The sequence below is a fragment of the Micromonospora pallida genome, from assembly GCF_900090325.1.
Lineage (GTDB): Bacteria > Actinomycetota > Actinomycetes > Mycobacteriales > Micromonosporaceae > Micromonospora > Micromonospora pallida.
Window position 1 is genome coordinate 2,751,287 of record NZ_FMHW01000002.1, and the last position, 16,961, is coordinate 2,768,247.

The following is a 16,961-nucleotide window of genomic DNA, read 5'->3' on the forward strand; positions in this document are numbered from 1 at the left end:
GCCGTGACCACCACGACCCGACCGACCACCGCCGCGCAGCAGTTCGCCCTGCGCCGGCACTCACCGCTGCGACGCGTCCAGCACGTGCTGCACGCGCACCCCGCGATCAGCCCCTTCCTCGTGCTGATCGTCTCGTTCGTCGTCTTTGCCACCGTCAACCCACGGTTCGCCTCGCCCAACTCCCTGTCGCTCGTCCTGCAGCAGGTGGCGGTCATCGGCGCGCTCGCCGTGGGCCAGACGCTGATCATCATCACCGCGGGCATCGACCTGTCGGTCGGCGCGATCGCCATCCTGGCCATGATGCTCTCGGCCAGGCTGGCCGAGGGGCAGGGCCTCCCCGGCGTGCTCGCGATCCTCCTCGCCATCGCCGTCGGCGCGGTGGCCGGAGCGCTCAACGGGGCCCTGGTGACGCGACTGAAGCTGCCACCCTTCATCGTCACGCTCGGTACGCTCAGCGTCTTCACCGCTGTCGGCCTGCTCTACTCCGGCGGCCAGAGCGTGCAGGCGACCGACCTTCCGCCGGTACTCAGCTGGACTGGGGAGTCCTTCCCGGTGGGGCCGTTCCGGATCACCGCCGGTGTCGTCGCGGTGGTGCTCCTCTATCTCGTGGTGGGCTACGCGCTGGCCAGAACGGCCTGGGGCCGGCACGTCTACGCGGTGGGCGACGACAAGGAAGCCGCACGACTCGCCGGCATCCGGGTCGACCGGGTCCTGCTGAGCGTGTACCTCGTCGCCGGCGCGATCTACGGCCTCACCGCCTGGATCCTCATCGGCCGTGCCGGCGCGGCCAGCCCGAACGCGGTCACCGACGCGAATCTGGAGAGCATCACCGCCGTGGTCATCGGCGGCACCAGCCTGTTCGGCGGACGCGGTGCGGTGCTGGGGACCCTGCTCGGCGCGTTGATCGTCGGCTTCTTCCGCAGCGGGCTGTCGCTGGCCGGGGTCGACGACCACTACCGCGTACTCGCCGTGGGCCTACTGGTGATCCTCGCCGTGGCCGTCGACCAGTGGATCAGGAAGGTGAAGGCATGACCGCCACCACGCACACCCCCGACGGACGGACCGGCGCGGCCGACACCCGACGGCGCTCACCGGTGCTGGCGGCGCGAGGTCTGGTCAAGACGTTCGGCAGGGTCGTCGGTCTCGACGGGGTGGATCTCGACCTCTATCCCGGCGAGGTACTGGCCGTCATCGGCGACAACGGCGCGGGCAAGTCGACGCTGATCAAGTGCCTGACCGGCGCGCTGACCCCGGACGCCGGCGAGCTGTTCCTCGAGGGAAAGCCCGCGCAGTTCAGGCGACCGCAGGACGCCCGTGACGCCGGCATCGAGACGGTCTACCAGACACTCGCCGTCGCACCGGCGCTGGACATCGCGACCAACCTCTTCCTCGGCCGGGAAAAGCGGCGGCGGGGCCTCCTCGGCTCGGTCTTCCGGATGCTCGACCAGAAGGGCATGCGGCGCGAGGCCGCCCAGGCCCTCGCCGAACTCGGCATCGGCACCCTGCAGAACGTGGGGCAGGCAGTCGAGACGCTCTCCGGTGGGCAGCGCCAGGCGGTCTCGGTGGCCCGCGCCGCAGCCTTCGGCAGCAAGGTGATAGTGCTTGACGAGCCGACCGCCGCCCTCGGCGTCAAGGAGTCCAACCAGGTGCTCCGGATGATCGAGGAGGTCCGGTCGCGAGGGCTGCCGGTCATCCTCATCAGCCACAACATGCCGCACGTGTTCGAGGTCGCCGACCGCATCCACATTCAGCGACTGGGTCGCTGCGCGGGCGTGGTGACGCCGACGTCGCACACGATGCCGGAGGCAGTGGCGATCATGACGGGCGCGACCACCCTCGACGAGAGTCCGGGCCGGTCAGCGGCCTGATGGGCCGCTCCGGACGTGGCCGGGGCTCGGTGCAGCCTCGGGAAAGGAAAGACCGTGATCACTGTTGTCGGCGAGGCCCTGGTGGATCTGATCGAGGATCCACCGGGGGAGGCCGTCGCTCACCCCGGAGGCAGCCCGGCGAACGTGGCCGTGGCCCTCGCCCGCCTCGGCCTGCCCACGACCCTGCTGACCCAGCTCGCTGACGACGCGTACGGGCGGATGCTCCGCACTCATCTGGCCGACAACAGCGTGCGGCTCGACCCCGGCTCGGTGCCGGACCTGCCGAGCACCAGCGTGGCCCGGACAAAGGTGGACGCCGACGGTCAGGCGGGCTACGACTTCCGTATCAGGTGGGGGTCCTTTCCGGGCGTGGCCCTGACGGGCGCGGGTGTCGGTGACGAGTGCCTGCATACCGGGTCGTTGGGCGCGATCCTGTCGCCCGGCGCCGACGACGTGCGGGCGCTGGTGCACGCCCGGCGGGCCAGCACGATGATCAGTTACGACCCGAACTGCCGGCCGTCGCTGATGGGAGACCGGTCGCTGACTCGGAGCCGGGTCGAAGACCTGGTGGCTGCCAGCGACATCGTCAAGGTCAGCGAAGAGGACCTGGCCTGGCTCCATCCGGGACGCCGGCACGAGCAGGTCGGGCGGGAGTGGCTGGACCTGGGCGCGCGCCTGGTGGTGGTCACCCGGGGGCGTGGCGGGGCCTGGGGTGTCACCCGGCGCGGCGAGGTGCAGGTGGACGCCCGGCCGGTGGAGGTGGTGGACACGGTCGGAGCCGGTGACGCGTTCACGGCGGGCCTGCTGGCCGCACTGAGCGACCTCGGCCTGCTCGGCGCGGCGCGGCGGGAGGCGCTCGCCGTGGCCGGCGATGGTGACATCGCCATCGTGCTCCGCCGGGCTGCCGACGTCGCCACCTGGACCTGCCGTCGGCGTGGGGCTGACCCGCCCACGCGGGCCGAGCTGGCTGCCGGGGAATCCGCCGGCGGACCGCTGCGGGTCGGCTGAGCGCTGCATGACCTGCCCCGCCGAACCCGGCTCGCGCCCGCCGTCGGGGCAGACCGGATTCGGCGTCGCGGCGGCGTAGGCAGGAGCGGCCTGCCCGCGCTGCTGCAGAGCGGTGCGCGAGCTGCCGATCTGACCCGCGACAAACGCCACGGAACCTCACAAGGCACTACCCGAGACGGAACAGGATCCCCGTCACCAGGAGTAGTACAGCGTGGCCCGCTGCTGGGTGTCGTCGACCACCCAGCGCAGGTAGTCACTGCGACCGGTGGAGTTGTTGTAGAACTGGTAGTACACCGTCACCTCGGCACCGCCGGTGCCGTTCTTCTGGCTCACCTCGTACCGGTACGAGGCGAGGCTCCACAGCGACGTCCAGTACGACGCCTGCGGCAGGGTCGAGTAGCTACGGACGACACCGGACCGGGCGTCGAGGATCTTGACGAAGCCACCGTGGTAGTAGCTGTTGCTGATGTAGGGGTACTGGATGAAGACCGCCTCCGTGCCTGCCACGCCGTTGGTGTCGCCGAACGCCCGCTGGTCGAAGCGGGGATCGATGATCTGGGTCTGCAACGAGTAGCTGCGCAGTTGGCCGGTCTGGGTGCTGTAGACCTTGACGAGCCCGTAGTCGGGCTGGCTCTGGTAGAGAGTCTGATAGGTGAACAGCAGGTCGTTGCCGGCCAGGCTGTCGAGGTCGTACTGCCAGTCCCAGGACAGGTTCCCACCGGAGGCGACCTCGGACATCGTCCGGGTGCGGTGCTTGACGATCCAGGTCTTGCGTTGGTTCAGGACCGTGCCCGGCGTGGTCTTCCAGGAGACGGCGAGCTCGGCGCCGGCGATGCCGTCGAGGTCCGACGGCGGGCTGAACAGCACCCAGTCGTAGCTCGACGCGCCGGGGATCTCGTACCCGTAGCAGACGCCGCTGTCGAGCAGGTAGACGAAACCGATCTCGGTGAACGTGCCGGTGTGCCGGTCGTAGACGGTCTCCAGAGCGCTGTCGCCGTCGACGTCCCAGCTGCCGAGCACGGTGGACACGTTCGTGTTGCATCCCGTCGCCCCGACCACCACGGCCTGCGCCGGAGCGGCGGCGAGGCCCAGGACCAGGGCGACGGTGGTGGACGTGACGGTGAGCAGACGCCTGATCATGAGATCTCCTCGATGCTCGCCGAACCTTTTCCGGGGCCGGAGCGGGTTGCCGCGCCGGCCACGCTGCCCGCCCGCGGCTCCGACCGACACCCGAAAGTATAGATGTCAGTCGAATTATCGGGCAGTCGCGGAGGCAACAGAGAGCCGCCGGGGCGAGTACCTCCGCCCCGGCGGCTTCGTGTTGCCGGCGTCTCCCGGCAGCAGCGTGATCCCGGTGGCGTCACACCGTCCCGACAGGGCGCTGGTGCGCCCCGGTGATGTCGGTGCCGACGATGTGCGGCGTCGAGCCGGTCACGAACAACCGGTAGCCGTCGTGGTAGCCGACGTAGGAGCCACGCTGGTAGTGGGTGACCTGCAACTTCAGCCGCTGACCGGCGGTCACCGGGATCTGGATGGTGTCGGCCAGCTCGACGGAGTCCGAGGTGGCGAGCACCTGCCCGGTGTCGTTGGTCAGACGCAGGTCGAAGTCGTCCACCAGCGCGGTCCCGCGAGCCGCGCCGACCGGGTAGTTCAGGTGGTTGCCCGCCGCGCTGTTCACGTACGCCGACAGCGTCGCGAGGTCGTAGCGCATCCAGTTCGGCACCACGTTGACCGTGAGCCACTGGGTGTGGCGGGAGGTGAACGTGTACTCGACGGTGGTGCCGGGCGCCAGGGTGCTGCGTTCCACCATGAACGAGGTGTCGTTGTCGTAGCCGAGGTTGCGGGCGTACGTGTCGCCGTAGACCTCGTACAGCTCGTACCGGCGGGTGGTGGAGCCGTACGGCACGTCCACGTTGCGCTGGACCGCGCCGCCACCGTTGACGTACGCGCCGTCGGCGGTGCTACCGAATCCGTGCGCGCCGACCGGGCCCAGTGGACCCAGCGGGCCGAGCGCGCCGAGTGGTCCCACCGGTCCCAGGACGCCCCACACCCCGCCCGCCTGCAACTGCTTGCTGAAGTCGCCGAGGCCGGGCAGCGTCTGCTGGTACGCCTGCGGGGAGAGCGGGCCGGTGGGACCGAGCGGTCCCCACCCGCTCATCGGGCCGCCGGACCAGCCGAGCATGCTGGCCCAGTCGTCCCAGGCCGTACCGGTGATCCAGGCCGAGGGGTGCCAGACCGTCTCGCCGACCGGACCGGCGACGCCGAGCGGCCCCCAGGGGCCGATCAGTCCGTAGTGGCCCAGCGGGCCCATCGGCTTGAGGTAGTCGGCGGCGACCAGCGGGTCGCCGGAGTAGGTGGTGACCACCGCCGGGCTGACCGTGGACAGGCTGCCACCGAGTGCCTCCACCGAAGACGCCGAGACGTACCCGGACGTGACGGCCTGGGCGGGGGTCGCCGTCGTCACGACACAGGCCGCCGCCACGACCGCCGCGGCCAGGTGCCGCCATCGGGTGGCTGTCGCCCGACGACGTGGTGCGCTGGTCAAGTGCATGAGAGGTCCGCCTTCCCCCGTCACCGACCGTGGGCCTGGCCGACGCCGGCACTCGGCTCGACCGTCCACAGCGGCTGGCTGTCAACGCCGGAAGGTTACGTCGCCCGGCCGGCCAACGACCGGTCCAGCGGCCATCGTCACACCACGGCTGGGGCCGGTCGCGTGATCGGCAGCGACCACGCGACCGGCCCCAGCTCGGGAACGGAACGAACGAAAATGGTCAGGCGCGGGACAGGGCCCGGTCGCTGACGAAGGACTGGAGACCGAACTGGCGGGCCCGACGCTCGGCGAAGTCGGCGAGCCCCTGGCTGTCGGCGTAGTCCAGGCTGTACAGGTCCAGCTCCAACTGGAGCAGTTGCTCGGCGATCTGGGCGTGGAACTCGAGCACGTCGGCCGGCCACGGGGCGTAGCTCTGCTCGGTCCACCGGGCCGAGAACGACTCGAAGACGATCCCGTCGACGATCTCGGCCAGCCGGGGCAGCATGCCGAACCCCCGGTTGGCCAGCAGGTACGCCGGCTCGGCCTCCTCCCGTACCGCGGCGACCAGGGTGAGCAGGTGCGGTACGTCCTCGGGATAGGTCAGCTCGACGTTGAGCGTGTCCAGGAAGAGCCCGGCGAAGCCCCGGGCGACCGCCTGCTTCGCCGCGCCGACGACATGCGCCACCCAGAGTGGGTGGTCGACGTGGACGAACGCGCCGCCCCAGTCCGGGTTGCGTTCCCGGCGCTGCCAGGGCGCGGGCGGGCCCTGGTCCTCGGACAGGGACAGGTAGGCGAGGGTCTGGACGTCCTGCTCGGCGAGGTACCGCAGTTCGGCCGGCTGGTAGGCGTCCGGCTGGAGGACCACGCGCACGTACCCGGCGAGGTCGTCCAGACGTCCCTGACCGTAGTAGAAGCAGATGGGTCGTCGGGTCATCACGGCCACCCGTGCTCTCGGTACCAGGCGAAGGTGCTGCGCACGCCCTCCTCCAGGCTGACGGTCGGCTCGTAGCCGGTCAGCTCGCGCAGCCGGGACAGGTCCGGGCAGCGGCGGGTGACCGAGCCGGGGGGCGCCGGCTCCGCCGCGATGGCGGGACTCACCCCGGCCACCCGCAGCACCAGCTTGGCGAGGTCACCGATGTTGGTCTCCTCGCGGTCGTTGCCGATGTGCACGATCTGCCCCGCCGCGGCCGGGGCGGCCATCAGCCGCAGCATGGCCTCGACCGCGTCGTCCACGTGGCAGAAGGCCCGGTACTGGTCGGCGCCGGGGACCGGGAACGGGTCGGCGCCGCGCAGGGCGCGCAGGGACATCTCCGGGACGACGTGGTCGGCGCCCATCCGTGGTCCGTAGACGTTGTGGAAGCGGCCGACCACGGTCTCGAAGCCCCGGGCCCGGGCGGTGTGCAGGAACGCGGCCTCACCGAGGAGTTTGCTGGCCGCGTACGCGAACCGGGGGGCGGTGATGTCGGAGATCATCGTCGGCACGGTCTCGGGCGTCGGCACCGGCACCACCCCGGCCGTCACGCCACCGGCGTAGACCTCGCTGGTGGAGGCGAAGAAGACCCGCTCCCCCGGGGCCACCCAGTCGAGCATGTGCAGCGCGGCCAGGGTGTTGACCCGGACCACCCGGGCCGGGTCCTGCTCCACGTTGCGGACGCCGACGACGGCGGCGAGCAGGTAGATCTGGTCCCAGCCGGACGGCAGGGCGGCCCAGGTGTCCGGGTCGGTCAGGTCTCCGGAGACCACCCGCACCGCTGGGTAGCTGCGGAGGCGGTCGAGGTCGGCGTCGTCGCGACCACGGGAGAAGTCGTCCACGATGGTCACCTGGTGTCCGTCGGCGACCAGGCGTCGGGCGAGGTGCAGGCCGATGAAGCCGGCCCCGCCGAGCAGGAGCGTCCTCATGCCGTCGCCACCTCCGTCGCGGGCGCGACCGACCCGGCGGCGGCCGGTGCGGCGGGCAGGTAGCCGAGGCCCGCGTAGCGGATCCCGGCGGCGGTGACCGCGTCGGCGTCGAGCACCCGCCAGGAGTCGTAGATGAACGCGGGCCGGGCCGTGCCGAGCACCTCCGGGATCCGGATCGCCCGGTAGTCCGGGTGGTCGTTGATGACCAGGACGGCGTCCGCGTCGGTGAACGCCTTGTCCAGGCTGACCGGCTCGCCCCCGTACTGCTGGATCACCTCGTCGGTGACCATCGGGTCGTGGCCGAGGACGGTGACGCCGGCGGCGGAGAAGACCGGCATCATCGCGGCGATCGGGGTGCCGCGCATGTCGTCGGTGGGCGGCCACCCCTTGTACGCCCAACCGAGCACGGCCAGCCGGGTGCCGCGGCTGCTACCGCGCGCCTCGGTCAGCATCCGGACCACGGTCTCAGCGACGTGGACCGGCAGGTACTCGTTGAGTTCGCGGGCCTTGCCGACGAGGAACGGCGCCCGCTCCCCCGCGCTGTCGATCATGATGTACGGGTCCTTGGAGAGGCAGCCTCCCCCGACGTACCCGGGCTTGGCGAGGTCCGGGCGTGGGTAGTCGACGTTCGCCGCCCTGATCACCTCGAGGGGGTCGAGGCCGTGCCGCTCGGCGATCAGCGCGATCTCGTTGCCGAAGGAGTAGATCAGGTCGGTGTGGCAGTTGTTGGAGAGCTTCACCAGCTCGGCGGTCTCCAGGTCGGACACCGGGACGATGGCCTGCGCCAGTCCGCCGAAGAACTCGACCCCGGCGGCGAGGCTCTCGTCGTCCAGACCACCGACCACCTGCGGCAGTTCGACGAGTTCGCGTAGGGCCTGGCCCTGGATGGTCCGCTCCGGTGCCATCACCAGCCGGACCTGGTCACCCCAGGCGGCCCGCAGCTCTGGCAGCACGATCCGGCGGCTCGCGCCGACCGGCACCGTGCTGCGGACCACGACCAGGGTGCCGGGGCGGCAACTGGCGGCGACGGCCCGGGCGGCGGCGGCCAGGTTCGCCAGGTTCGGCCGGCGGGTGACGTCGTCGACCGGGGTCGACACGCTGATCACCGCCACGTCGACGGTGTCCTTGGGCAGTTCGGTGGCCACGTGGATGTCCCGGCCGATGCGCTCGGCGAAGACGTCCTCGACGCCGGGCTCGAAGATGTGCGGGCGGCCCCGGGACAACGACGCCAGAACCGCCGGTGACACGTCCGCGCCGTACACGGTGAAGCCCTTGTCGGCGAGCGCGGCGGTGAGTGTGAGACCCACGTAGCCCAGGCCGACGACTCCGATTTTGGTGCGCACTTGTCTCGTCCTTTCGGTGTTGAGGGGAGGTCCGCCTGCGCGGACCGGCCGTCGCGACGCATGCGTGCGGCCGCGACGGGGCGACTCAGCCGCAGGGGGCGGTGAGCCGGTCGAGGTCCCGGACGGTGACCGTGCCGGCGAACCGTTCCGCGCGGTACCGGCCGCAGGCCGTCCGCACGTGGTCGGCCCGCACGGCGTAGTCGACGGCGAGCACGAACTTGCCCGCGTCGCGCAGCGCCCGGGTGTGGGTCAGGTTCTCCGCGCACCAGTCGCGTGTGCACGGCTCGTCGGTGGCCTGGTAGAAGAGTTCCTCCATCGCGATGCCGTCGACGGCGGCGGGGTAACCCGACTGCTCGCGCAGCTCGGGTGAGTTCTGCGGGACGATCAGGAAGCCGGGCCGCCGGGCCTTGGCGTACTCGCTGATCCGGACGATCAGCGCGGCCATCTCGGCGGCGAGCCGCGCCCGGTCACGGCCCTGGGCGGCGTCGAGGGAGATCTCCTCGTACGCCAGCGGCGTGTCCAGGTAGACCCCGTCGAAGCCGGCGCGCAGCGCCTGGTCCACCCGGGGCCGCACGACCCGGTCCCACCAGCGGGGATCCCAGTAGTGGACGAAGTACTCGCCGGGCCAGTCCGGCCACTCGTTGGCCAGCAGGTCCGGGGCGTCCCGGCGGAGCACCGGGTACTCCGGGCGGAAGTCCTCGATGCTGCCGATCTCGAAGTACGCCAGTGTCCGCTTGCCGCTGCGGCGCAGCGCGCCGATCTCGGCGGCGGTGAAGTAGTCGGTGTGTCCGTCCCGGGTCAGGTCGACGACGGCGAGTTGGTAGCGGCCCCGGGCCAACGTGTCGAGCCGGCCGTCGGCGTACCCCTGTAGCTGGTACGCCCAGTTGGTGATCCGCCCCGGCGGCGGCGCCGACCGCGGGCTGGCCGCCGGGCGGCGGGCGACGAACCCCCATCCCGCGGCGAGCACCAGCACGGTCATGCTGGCGAGGGCGGCCAGGAGGTGTCGGCGCCGGTTGCCGCCGGTGGCCCGGTGGCTCACCGGGCCTCCCCGGCGGCCCAGACGTCCTTGATCGACGTCGCCAGGTCACGCACCGGCGACCAGCCCAGCTCGCGGCCGGCCCGGCCGACGTCGGCCCGGATCCAGTCGACCGCGGTCGAGCGCTGCGGTCCGGTGCCGGCCTCGCGGATCCGGCCGGGGTAGCCGGCGGTGGTGGCCAACAGCTCGACCGCCTCCCGCGCGGTGACCGCCCGCCCGCTGCCCGCGTTGAAGACGCGGTGCCGCAGTTCGGGCGCGAGCACCACGGCGACGATCAGCGCGGCGAGGTCCCGCACGTCCACGAAGTCCCGGTACGCCGACAGCGGCCCCAGGGTGACCTCCGGCGCGCCGCCGGCCAGCGCGTGCCGGATGCGGGCCGCCGCCCGGCCGAGCAGGTTCTCCTCCGACATGCCGGGGCCGATCGGGTTGAAGACCCGCAGCGACACCGCGTCGACCTGCCCGGTCTCGCCGGCGAGTTGGAACAGCCGGGTCCCGGCCAGATGGCTGACGCCGTACGCGCTGAGTGGCCGCGCGGGGTCCTCCTCGGTGACCGACACGCCGTCCGGCACCAGGCCGTACTCGCCGGCCGAGCCGAGCCGGACCAGTCGGGCCCCGGGTGCCACCGCCCTGGTCGCCTCGAGCAGCTTCGCCGCGACCAGCGTGTTCGCCGTGACCAGGTGGGCGGCGGAGCCGGTGAGCGCGCCCACGCAGGTGACGACCGCGTCCGGGGCCGTGCGGCGCAGGACCGCCGCGAGCCCGTCCGGGTCGCCGTCAAGCAGGTCGTAGGTCGCCCGGCCGGGGCAGACCACCTCGGCTATCCGTGGGTCGGACTCCAGCGCGGCGCGCGCGTGCCCGCCGATGAAGCCCGACGCGCCGAAGAGCAGCACCCGCGTCACCGGCCCTCCCCGGAGCGCGCGATGCCGGCCGCGACACCGGCGACCGAGCCGACCGCCGGGTCCGCCGGCCCCGGACCCGCCGGCAACAGGATCGGCTTGAGCTGGAGGAACGTCCGGTTCGCCTCGTCGTAGTCCTCCGGGCGGCCGATGTCCAGCCAGAACCCGTCGAACGGGTAGGTGGCCGGGTGCTCCCCCGCCGCGAGCAGGTCCAGCACCAACTGGTCGAAACCGAGGGGAACCCCAGGCGGGTACGGCGTGAGCGTCTTGCGCGACATGCCGTACACACCCATGCTGACCGGATAGCGCAGCGCCGGCTTCTCCCGGAACCCGACGATCCGCCCGGCGTCCACGTCCAGCACCCCGAAGTCGATCCGGTGCACCCGCTCGGAGGTCGCCAGGGTCAGCGCCGCGCCGGAGACCGTGTGGGTACGCAGCAGGTCGGCGTAGTCCAGGTCGGTGAGGATGTCCCCGTTCATGACCAGGAACTCGTCGGGCAGCCGGTCCTTGAGTCCGAACAGCGGGCCGACCGTGGACAGTGGGCGGTCCTCCTCGACGTAGTCGATGGTGAGGCCCCAGCGACGGCCGTCCCCGACGAACGCCCGGATCAGCGGGCCGAGGTAGTTGATCGCCAGGGTCACCGAAGTGAACCCGTGCGAGGCGAGCTGATCGAGCACGATCTGCAGGATCGAGTGACTGTCACCGATCGGCATCAGGGGCTTGGGCAGCGTCGTCGTGTACGGCCGCAACCGCACTCCCTTGCCGCCGGCAAGGATCACCGCGTGCATCCTGACCTCCCCAGTCTCATCGGTAGTGCCGGACCTGCCCGATCACCGGGAGGAGACCGAGCGCGAACAACGCCTGGAGCAGCAGCACGCTGCCCAGGTGGAGCGAGGTGTCGACGAGCGCGGAGCCGTCCTGCCCGAGCAGGGGCGCGACGCCGAGCAGCCCACCGACCCCGACGTGCACGGCGATCACGACCACCATGGACAGGCACAGCCAGCCGTACCGGCCCCGGCCGGCCAGCAGGAACGCCAGGTAGTAGGTGCCGGCGAGCGCGACGTGCGCGGCCGTCATCACCACGCCGGCGGGCGAGAGCAGGCCCGCCTGGGCGAAGACGGCCAGCAGCACCAGCCCCAGCACCGCCGCGACCGCGAGGCAGGCGGCCACGTCCCGGCCGATCGCCCGCCAGATCCGGGCGGCGAACTCCTCCGGCCGGCGGGCCTGCCGGGTCAACGCCACCGCGTTAACCCGGAACCGGCTGGTCCGCCACTCCACGAAGCCCATGGAGAGCAGCAGCGGGGCGGCCGCCGCCGCGATGTCCAACCGGTCCAGCAGGTACGCGGTCTGGGCGTGGAAGAGCAGCGCCGCCGAGCAGAGCCCGTAGCCGGCCACCCCGACCAACGCGGACGCCGCCGGCAGCAGCGGATCCCGGGGGGCCGGTTCGTCGGCCCGCGCGGGGGCGCGGGTGGCGTACAGGGCCACGGCGAACGCCGCCAGCACGCAGACCACCGCGGCGGCCACCGCCCACCGTCGGGACGTCGGATCGCCGAGGAGCAGGTGAGCCGCGCCGAACAGGAAGGCCGGGAGCTGCGTCACGGCCAGCCAGGTCTCCCGCCGGTAGAAGATCAGCAGCGTGCTGGCCATCTGGTACGCCAGTTGGCAGACCATCATCGCGGCCAGGGGCAGGCCACCCTGCGACAGCACGGCGACGCCGAGCAGCACGCCGAGCGACGGGCCGATCAGCGCGGCGGCCCGCAGGAGCCGGGCCGCCGAGCGGGGCCGCCCCAGTCCGAGCAGCCGGTACGCCGCGTAGGCGGTGACACCCGAGAAAACCCAGCCGACCGTCCCGGCGAGGACCAGCCCGAGCACCAGACCCGGCCGGCCGACCACCGTCAGCACCGCCGGGAACGTCGCACTCGGCAGCAGGTAGAGCGGTCCGTGCCAGATCGGTCGCAGCCCTTCCCACCGGCGGCGGCCGGAGTCGACCGAGGTGGCGGCCTCGGCGACCGGGGAACGCGGGCCCAGTCGCTGGTAGACCTCGGAGGCGAGGGTGAAGACGTCGGCGTAGCCGTACTCGACCTGGGCGCCCCGGTCGGTGTGCCCGGCGGCCTCCAGGGCGGCGGCGACCTGGAGGGCGTCGACCGCCTGGCCGAGCTGGGGGCGGACCCGTTCGACCAGTTCGTCGACGGGATCGGTGGAGATCCTGGGCAGCAGGATGGTGCGTTCCGGCTCGCCCGCGCGATCATCCCGGGACGGTGCCGGGTGGGCGGTCATCGTGCCGACCGGCCGCCGCAGCTGAATGGTGGCGTCGGGGTCGGAGTAGGCGCTCATCGCGGCCCGCCGGCCAGTCGCAGCGTCCCGCCCGCCGGGTCGCCGTCCGGGTGTTCCGGCCTGGCCGCACGCGGCGGCCACGCGGCCGGGTCCGGGGCGTGGCGCGGGACGTACGCCCCGTTGACCCGACCCTGCTCCTGCGGCCCGCGCTGGCGGGGCACCCGGGGGACGGTGGCCACCCCGGGCCGGATCTTGCGGTTCGGCACGACGACCCGGCCCTGCGCCTGGCCCCGCAACGGCTTCGACGGTGCCGACCCGGTCCGGGGCACGGCGAGCCCCTCGTAGATGTCGCGGTACGCCTGTAGCGACCGTTGCAGCGTGAACTTCTCCAGGACGCGGGCCCGGGCGACCGCGCCGAGCTGAAGCCGCAGCTCCCGGTCGCGCAGCAGCCGCACGCAGGCGTCGGCGACGGCGGACACGTCCCGGGGGGCGACCACGAAGCCGGTGTCGCCGACCGCCTCGGCGACGCCGCCGACGTTGGTGCAGACGGTCGGCCGACCGCACGCCATCGCCTCCACCACGGTGTACGGGAAGCCCTCGGAGATGCTGGTCAGCGCGACCAGGTTGCCGGCGTGGTACGCCTCGACCGCGCTGCCGACCCGGCCCTCCAGGACGGCGTGGCCGGTCAGTCCGAGTTCGTCGATCAGCGCCTCGCAACTGGCGTGGTAGACCTTGTTCGCGGCCGGCGTACCGCCGAAGATGCGCAGTCGGGCGGTCGGGATCTCGGCGCGGACCAGCGCGAACGCCCGGATCAAAGTGTGCAGGTCCTTGAGCGGGTCGATGCGGCCCATGAACGAGATGGTCGGCACGTCCGGTTCGCCGGCCGCCGGCGGGAACTCGTCCGGGTCGACACCGTTGTACATGGTCCACATCCGCTCGGGGTCGCCGCCGTTGTGCAGCTGCCAGCGCCGGTTGTACTGGGAGTGCGGCGCCAGCGCGCTGCTGATCAGGTAGGCCGCGCCGGCGAGGGAGCGGAAGAAGCTCAGCACCAGCACCCGTACCGCGTGCGGCGCGTTGTCGTGCAGGTAGGAGATGTACCGTTCCCGCAGGTAGATGCCGTGTTCGGAGAGGACCAGCGGGGTGCCGTAGGCCCAGTTCGCGGCCATGCCGACGAGCATGGCGAGGCCGTTCATCGACGAGTGCACGATGTCCGCCCGGACCGGTGGCGCGCTCAGCGGCCGCAGCATGTGCGCGATGAGCCAGGCCGCCTCGAGCGCGTCGGCAACGGTGAGCGCGGGTCCGGTCTCGTCGACCCGGAGGGTGTGCCAGGCATCCAGCATCATCCCGAGGGCCTGGTTGGAGAGCAGGCCCTCGCTCAGGTCACCGCCGTCGGCGGCGTACTCGAACATGCCGCGCAACGCGAGCAGGAAGGTGCTCCGGTTGACCGCACCCGCCTGGGAGCGGGTCGACTCCAGCGGGGTGACCAACGCCCGCAGGAACACCTCGTAGGACTCGACGAAGCCCGCGCCGGGCCGGCCGGTGGGCACGAGCGACCCCCGCTGGGGGCGGCGGCCCAGCGGCCGTCCGCCCCACAACGGGATCGAGTGCACCCGGTCCAGGTTCGCCGGCCGGTCGAACACCGGTTGCTCGGTGCCGTCCACGGTGAGCGCCACGACCTCCCACCGGTAGTCGGGCATCCCCTTGATGAGCTGTTCGCACCAGATGCTCACGCCGCCCATCGCGTAGGGGTAGGTCCCTTCCGAGACCAGAGCGATCCTCACCGAGTGCTCCCGTTCACTTCTGCTTCACTGGTTTGTCGTCCGCCCCGGTGTCAGGGACGGGGGGCGGCGGTGAACGTCACGGGCGTGCTCGCCACGAGCGTCACCGGCACGGTGACGTCGGTGCCGTACGTGGTGGCACCCGTGGTCGTCGAGGTCACACCCGCCAGCCGGAGGCTGCCGGCGGCCGGCGAGGTCACCGTGATCTCACCGGTGGTCCGGTTGTAGATCGCCTCGGCCCCGGCGCCGAGCGCGGCGAAGTGGCTGTTGCGCGACTTGGTGTACGCGGCGATGTCGGTCCACGCCGAGTTCAGCAGCGGCACCGAGTAGAGCGCGTCGTACTTGCCCACCACGGCCTCGACCCAGTCGCTGACCAGGCTGTCGCCCGAGCCGTAGTCGCGCACGTTCGCGATGTGGAAGGTGTGCGCGTAGATCGAGCCGGACGCCACGTGCTGCAACGCCACCCCGGCCTCGTAGTCGAGCAGCTGGGCGTAGGTGCGGTCGGTGGGCCAGTACGGGAAGAGCCCGTTCGGGCCGTAGAAGGAGTTGTAGAAGACCGTCTGCTCAGCCGGGGTGGTGGTGTGGTACGCGATGTTCGTCGGCCAGCACGGCACCACCTGGATGGTCGAGTTCAGCGGGTGCGCGGTGCCCCCGTTGAAGTGCGCCGGGCGGTGGCTGGCGAACGACATGTTGCCGGCCATGGTGGTCACGCCGAGGTCCTCGGCGGCGTCCAGCAGGTCGGAGTTGGACCCCGTCAGCCCGTGGTCGGTGGGCGGGCCGGTGTCGTTGTCCGGGTCGTCGTTGTAGACCCCGAGGCCGGAGTACTCGGGGGTCTTCAGCACGCTGTTCGGGGAGGTCAGCCCGATCGCCGCGCCGGCGGTCCGGTTGTCGCTGATCTCGTTGTACGAGGTGGTGTAGTCCGTCGAGTTCAGCTCGGGGTGGTTGAACGTGTGGTTGATCCACCGGAAGTTGTTCTTCAGGCACTTCGTGGTGGCGGTCAACGTGGTGGCGTCGCCGTTCGGGCTGCACTGGTCACCGGCGAACGGGTCGATGTCGGAGCCGTTGAACGCGATGTTGTAGGTGAACCCGGCCGCCTTGGGGTAGGCGGTGCGCAGGGCGGTCTGCCGCGCGTCGAGGTTGACCGTGTCGTGGCCGCTGACCTGGAAGCCGGGGCTGTACTCGACGGTGCCGTCCTCGAGGTAGTGGTCCGAGGTGTTGAACCAGTCGTCGATGTCGACGTTCAGGTGGTGCTTCTGCTCACCGAAGTGCAGACCCTTGGTCGCCCACCGGTACAGGCCGTAGACCAGCAGGTCGGAGTGGAGCAGGGCGTGGTTCGAGGTGAACGTCAGCGCGATGCGCTCCCGGCCGTCGGTGGAGGTGGTGCGCACGCCCAGCACGTCCGAGCCGTTGGTCATCAGGGCGTCGGCGGCGCAGCCGGACCGAATCGAGGTCCGGTAGACGTACGAGTGGGTGACCGGGATCTGGGCGGCGCTGTTGAGGTAGTCGAAGACCGCGGCGCCGTTGGTGGTCAGCGAGACGGGCAGCGGCGTCTCGCCGACCCCACCCTCACCGTTGGAGGTGAGGCAGTAGTCCTCCGGCCAGGTGCCGTAGCTGGTGTAGAGGGCGGCCTGCCGGACCTGGAAGTTGCGCTCGTACGCCCAGAGGGTGTTCCACTCCGTGCTGGTCAGACCGCTCAGGTAGTTACCGTTGTGCTCGTACATCTGCATGCTGTTGGTCAGCAGGATCGCGTTGTACTTGCCGACGCCGTCGGAGCGGACGAGCGTGCTGGCGCTGAGCGTCTGGGTGGCGGTGTAGATGATGTCGTAGGGCGCACCGACCCGGTCGAGCGTGGTGGTGAGCGTCGGCACCCCGAAGTCGGCCGTGTTGGTGGCCACGATCAGCGCCTTGAGCGCGACCTGGTCGTTGAGGGCCTGGGTGCCGACGCCGCCGCGCTGGGCGGTCGTGGACTCGGCGACCCGGACGGTGCCGGACTTCTTGGGCAGCGGGGCGGGGCGGGCCTGCTTCGGGCTCGCGACCTGGCCGAGACCAGGGACGGTGGGCGGCTGGGCCGGTGCGGTCGACGGCCGGGCGAGGCCGGGGGTCTGGGCGCCGAGCACGACCGTGAGCACGGTCAGCCCGGCGAGGGCGAGTCGGGTGGCGCGACGGCGCGCAGGTCCGGTGTGGACCATGTACTGACCTCCGATGAGGAGACGACCGGGGAGAGAGAGTCCGATGTGGACAGTGACAGTCCACCGTGGACCGGTGAGGTGCCGAGGAAGGCTATCAATCGGCCTTTCGATTGCCACGTTTTCAGCTGTCGGCTGCCGCATTG

Annotated in this window: 14 protein-coding genes; 3 read left to right on the forward strand and 11 right to left on the reverse strand. The window is 71.6% G+C overall.

Going from position 1 to position 16,961, the window contains the following annotated elements; translation table 11 throughout:
* Positions 1-3: 3 nt before the first annotated feature.
* Genes GA0074692_RS11115 through GA0074692_RS11125 form a run of 3 tightly spaced genes read left to right on the forward strand, consistent with a single transcriptional unit; the run spans position 4 to position 2,876 of the window.
* Positions 4-1,032 carry an ABC transporter permease gene (locus GA0074692_RS11115; RefSeq protein ID WP_091642895.1) on the forward strand — a complete coding sequence of 343 codons (1,029 nt, stop codon included), beginning with the start codon at positions 4-6 and terminating at the stop codon, positions 1,030-1,032.
* Positions 1,029-1,868 carry an ATP-binding cassette domain-containing protein gene (locus GA0074692_RS11120; protein ID WP_091642900.1) on the forward strand — a complete coding sequence of 280 codons (840 nt, stop codon included), beginning with the start codon at positions 1,029-1,031 and terminating at the stop codon, positions 1,866-1,868. The genes GA0074692_RS11115 and GA0074692_RS11120 overlap by 4 nt, the downstream gene beginning before the upstream one ends.
* Before the next feature lie 54 nt (positions 1,869-1,922).
* Positions 1,923-2,876 carry a carbohydrate kinase family protein gene (locus tag GA0074692_RS11125; protein ID WP_091642904.1) on the forward strand — a complete coding sequence of 318 codons (954 nt, stop codon included), beginning with the start codon at positions 1,923-1,925 and terminating at the stop codon, positions 2,874-2,876.
* A gap of 192 nt (positions 2,877-3,068) precedes the next feature.
* Here the strand turns inward: GA0074692_RS11125 and GA0074692_RS11130 are convergent, their stop codons facing one another.
* The 11 genes from GA0074692_RS11130 to GA0074692_RS11180 all read right to left on the reverse strand — a co-directional run bounded on the left by GA0074692_RS11130 (position 3,069) and on the right by GA0074692_RS11180 (position 16,818).
* Entirely contained in the window at positions 3,069-4,016 is a 948-nt protein-coding gene (locus GA0074692_RS11130) for a hypothetical protein (RefSeq protein WP_091642909.1), read from the reverse strand.
* 220 nt (positions 4,017-4,236) lie between these two features.
* Positions 4,237-5,427 carry a hypothetical protein gene (locus GA0074692_RS11135; RefSeq protein WP_091642913.1) on the reverse strand — a complete coding sequence of 397 codons (1,191 nt, stop codon included), beginning with the start codon at positions 5,425-5,427 and terminating at the stop codon, positions 4,237-4,239.
* A gap of 220 nt (positions 5,428-5,647) precedes the next feature.
* Positions 5,648-6,340: a hypothetical protein gene (locus GA0074692_RS11140; protein WP_245730269.1), complete on the reverse strand. Its 693-nt coding sequence runs from the start codon at positions 6,338-6,340 to the stop codon at positions 5,648-5,650.
* The gene (locus tag GA0074692_RS11145) at positions 6,340-7,305 is read right to left on the reverse strand and encodes an NAD-dependent epimerase/dehydratase family protein (protein ID WP_091642918.1); all 966 of its coding nucleotides are present in this window, start codon (positions 7,303-7,305) and stop codon (positions 6,340-6,342) included. The genes GA0074692_RS11140 and GA0074692_RS11145 overlap by 1 nt, the downstream gene beginning before the upstream one ends.
* On the reverse strand, positions 7,302-8,648 hold the full coding sequence (locus GA0074692_RS11150) for a nucleotide sugar dehydrogenase (protein WP_091642921.1): 1,347 nt from the start codon (positions 8,646-8,648) through the stop codon (positions 7,302-7,304). The genes GA0074692_RS11145 and GA0074692_RS11150 overlap by 4 nt, the downstream gene beginning before the upstream one ends.
* A gap of 85 nt (positions 8,649-8,733) precedes the next feature.
* Positions 8,734-9,687, reverse strand: a complete 954-nt coding sequence (locus tag GA0074692_RS11155) for a glycoside hydrolase family 191 protein (RefSeq protein ID WP_245730270.1) — start codon at positions 9,685-9,687, stop codon at positions 8,734-8,736.
* Complete coding sequence (locus tag GA0074692_RS11160; protein ID WP_091642925.1) at positions 9,684-10,580, reverse strand: NAD-dependent epimerase/dehydratase family protein; 897 nt, start codon at positions 10,578-10,580, stop codon at positions 9,684-9,686. The genes GA0074692_RS11155 and GA0074692_RS11160 overlap by 4 nt, the downstream gene beginning before the upstream one ends.
* Entirely contained in the window at positions 10,577-11,365 is a 789-nt protein-coding gene (locus GA0074692_RS11165) for a sugar phosphate nucleotidyltransferase (RefSeq protein WP_091642930.1), read from the reverse strand. The genes GA0074692_RS11160 and GA0074692_RS11165 overlap by 4 nt, the downstream gene beginning before the upstream one ends.
* A 16-nt stretch (positions 11,366-11,381) precedes the next feature.
* A complete protein-coding gene (locus tag GA0074692_RS11170; protein WP_141725236.1) occupies positions 11,382-12,911 on the reverse strand; it encodes a hypothetical protein in 1,530 nt (509 codons plus the stop codon).
* A complete protein-coding gene (gene pelF / locus GA0074692_RS11175; RefSeq protein ID WP_141725237.1) occupies positions 12,908-14,632 on the reverse strand; it encodes a GT4 family glycosyltransferase PelF in 1,725 nt (574 codons plus the stop codon). Before pelF ends, GA0074692_RS11170 begins: the two co-directional genes overlap by 4 nt.
* 50 nt (positions 14,633-14,682) lie before the next feature.
* Positions 14,683-16,818: an Agd3-related carbohydrate deacetylase gene (locus GA0074692_RS11180; RefSeq protein ID WP_091642940.1), complete on the reverse strand. Its 2,136-nt coding sequence runs from the start codon at positions 16,816-16,818 to the stop codon at positions 14,683-14,685.
* Positions 16,819-16,961 lie beyond the last annotated feature (143 nt).

Excerpts from the sequence above, each read along its gene's own strand:
- GA0074692_RS11120 (WP_091642900.1), top strand. The coding sequence starts at position 1,029 with ATGACCGCCACCACGCACACCCCCGACGGACGGACCGGCGCGGCCGAC.
- GA0074692_RS11130 (WP_091642909.1), bottom strand. The coding sequence starts at position 4,016 with ATGATCAGGCGTCTGCTCACCGTCACGTCCACCACCGTCGCCCTGGTC.
- GA0074692_RS11135 (WP_091642913.1), bottom strand. The coding sequence starts at position 5,427 with ATGCACTTGACCAGCGCACCACGTCGTCGGGCGACAGCCACCCGATGG.
- GA0074692_RS11140 (WP_245730269.1), bottom strand. The coding sequence starts at position 6,340 with ATGACCCGACGACCCATCTGCTTCTACTACGGTCAGGGACGTCTGGAC.
- GA0074692_RS11145 (WP_091642918.1), bottom strand. The coding sequence starts at position 7,305 with ATGAGGACGCTCCTGCTCGGCGGGGCCGGCTTCATCGGCCTGCACCTC.
- GA0074692_RS11165 (WP_091642930.1), bottom strand. The coding sequence starts at position 11,365 with ATGCACGCGGTGATCCTTGCCGGCGGCAAGGGAGTGCGGTTGCGGCCG.
- GA0074692_RS11170 (WP_141725236.1), bottom strand. The coding sequence starts at position 12,911 with ATGAGCGCCTACTCCGACCCCGACGCCACCATTCAGCTGCGGCGGCCG.
- GA0074692_RS11180 (WP_091642940.1), bottom strand. The coding sequence starts at position 16,818 with ATGGTCCACACCGGACCTGCGCGCCGTCGCGCCACCCGACTCGCCCTC.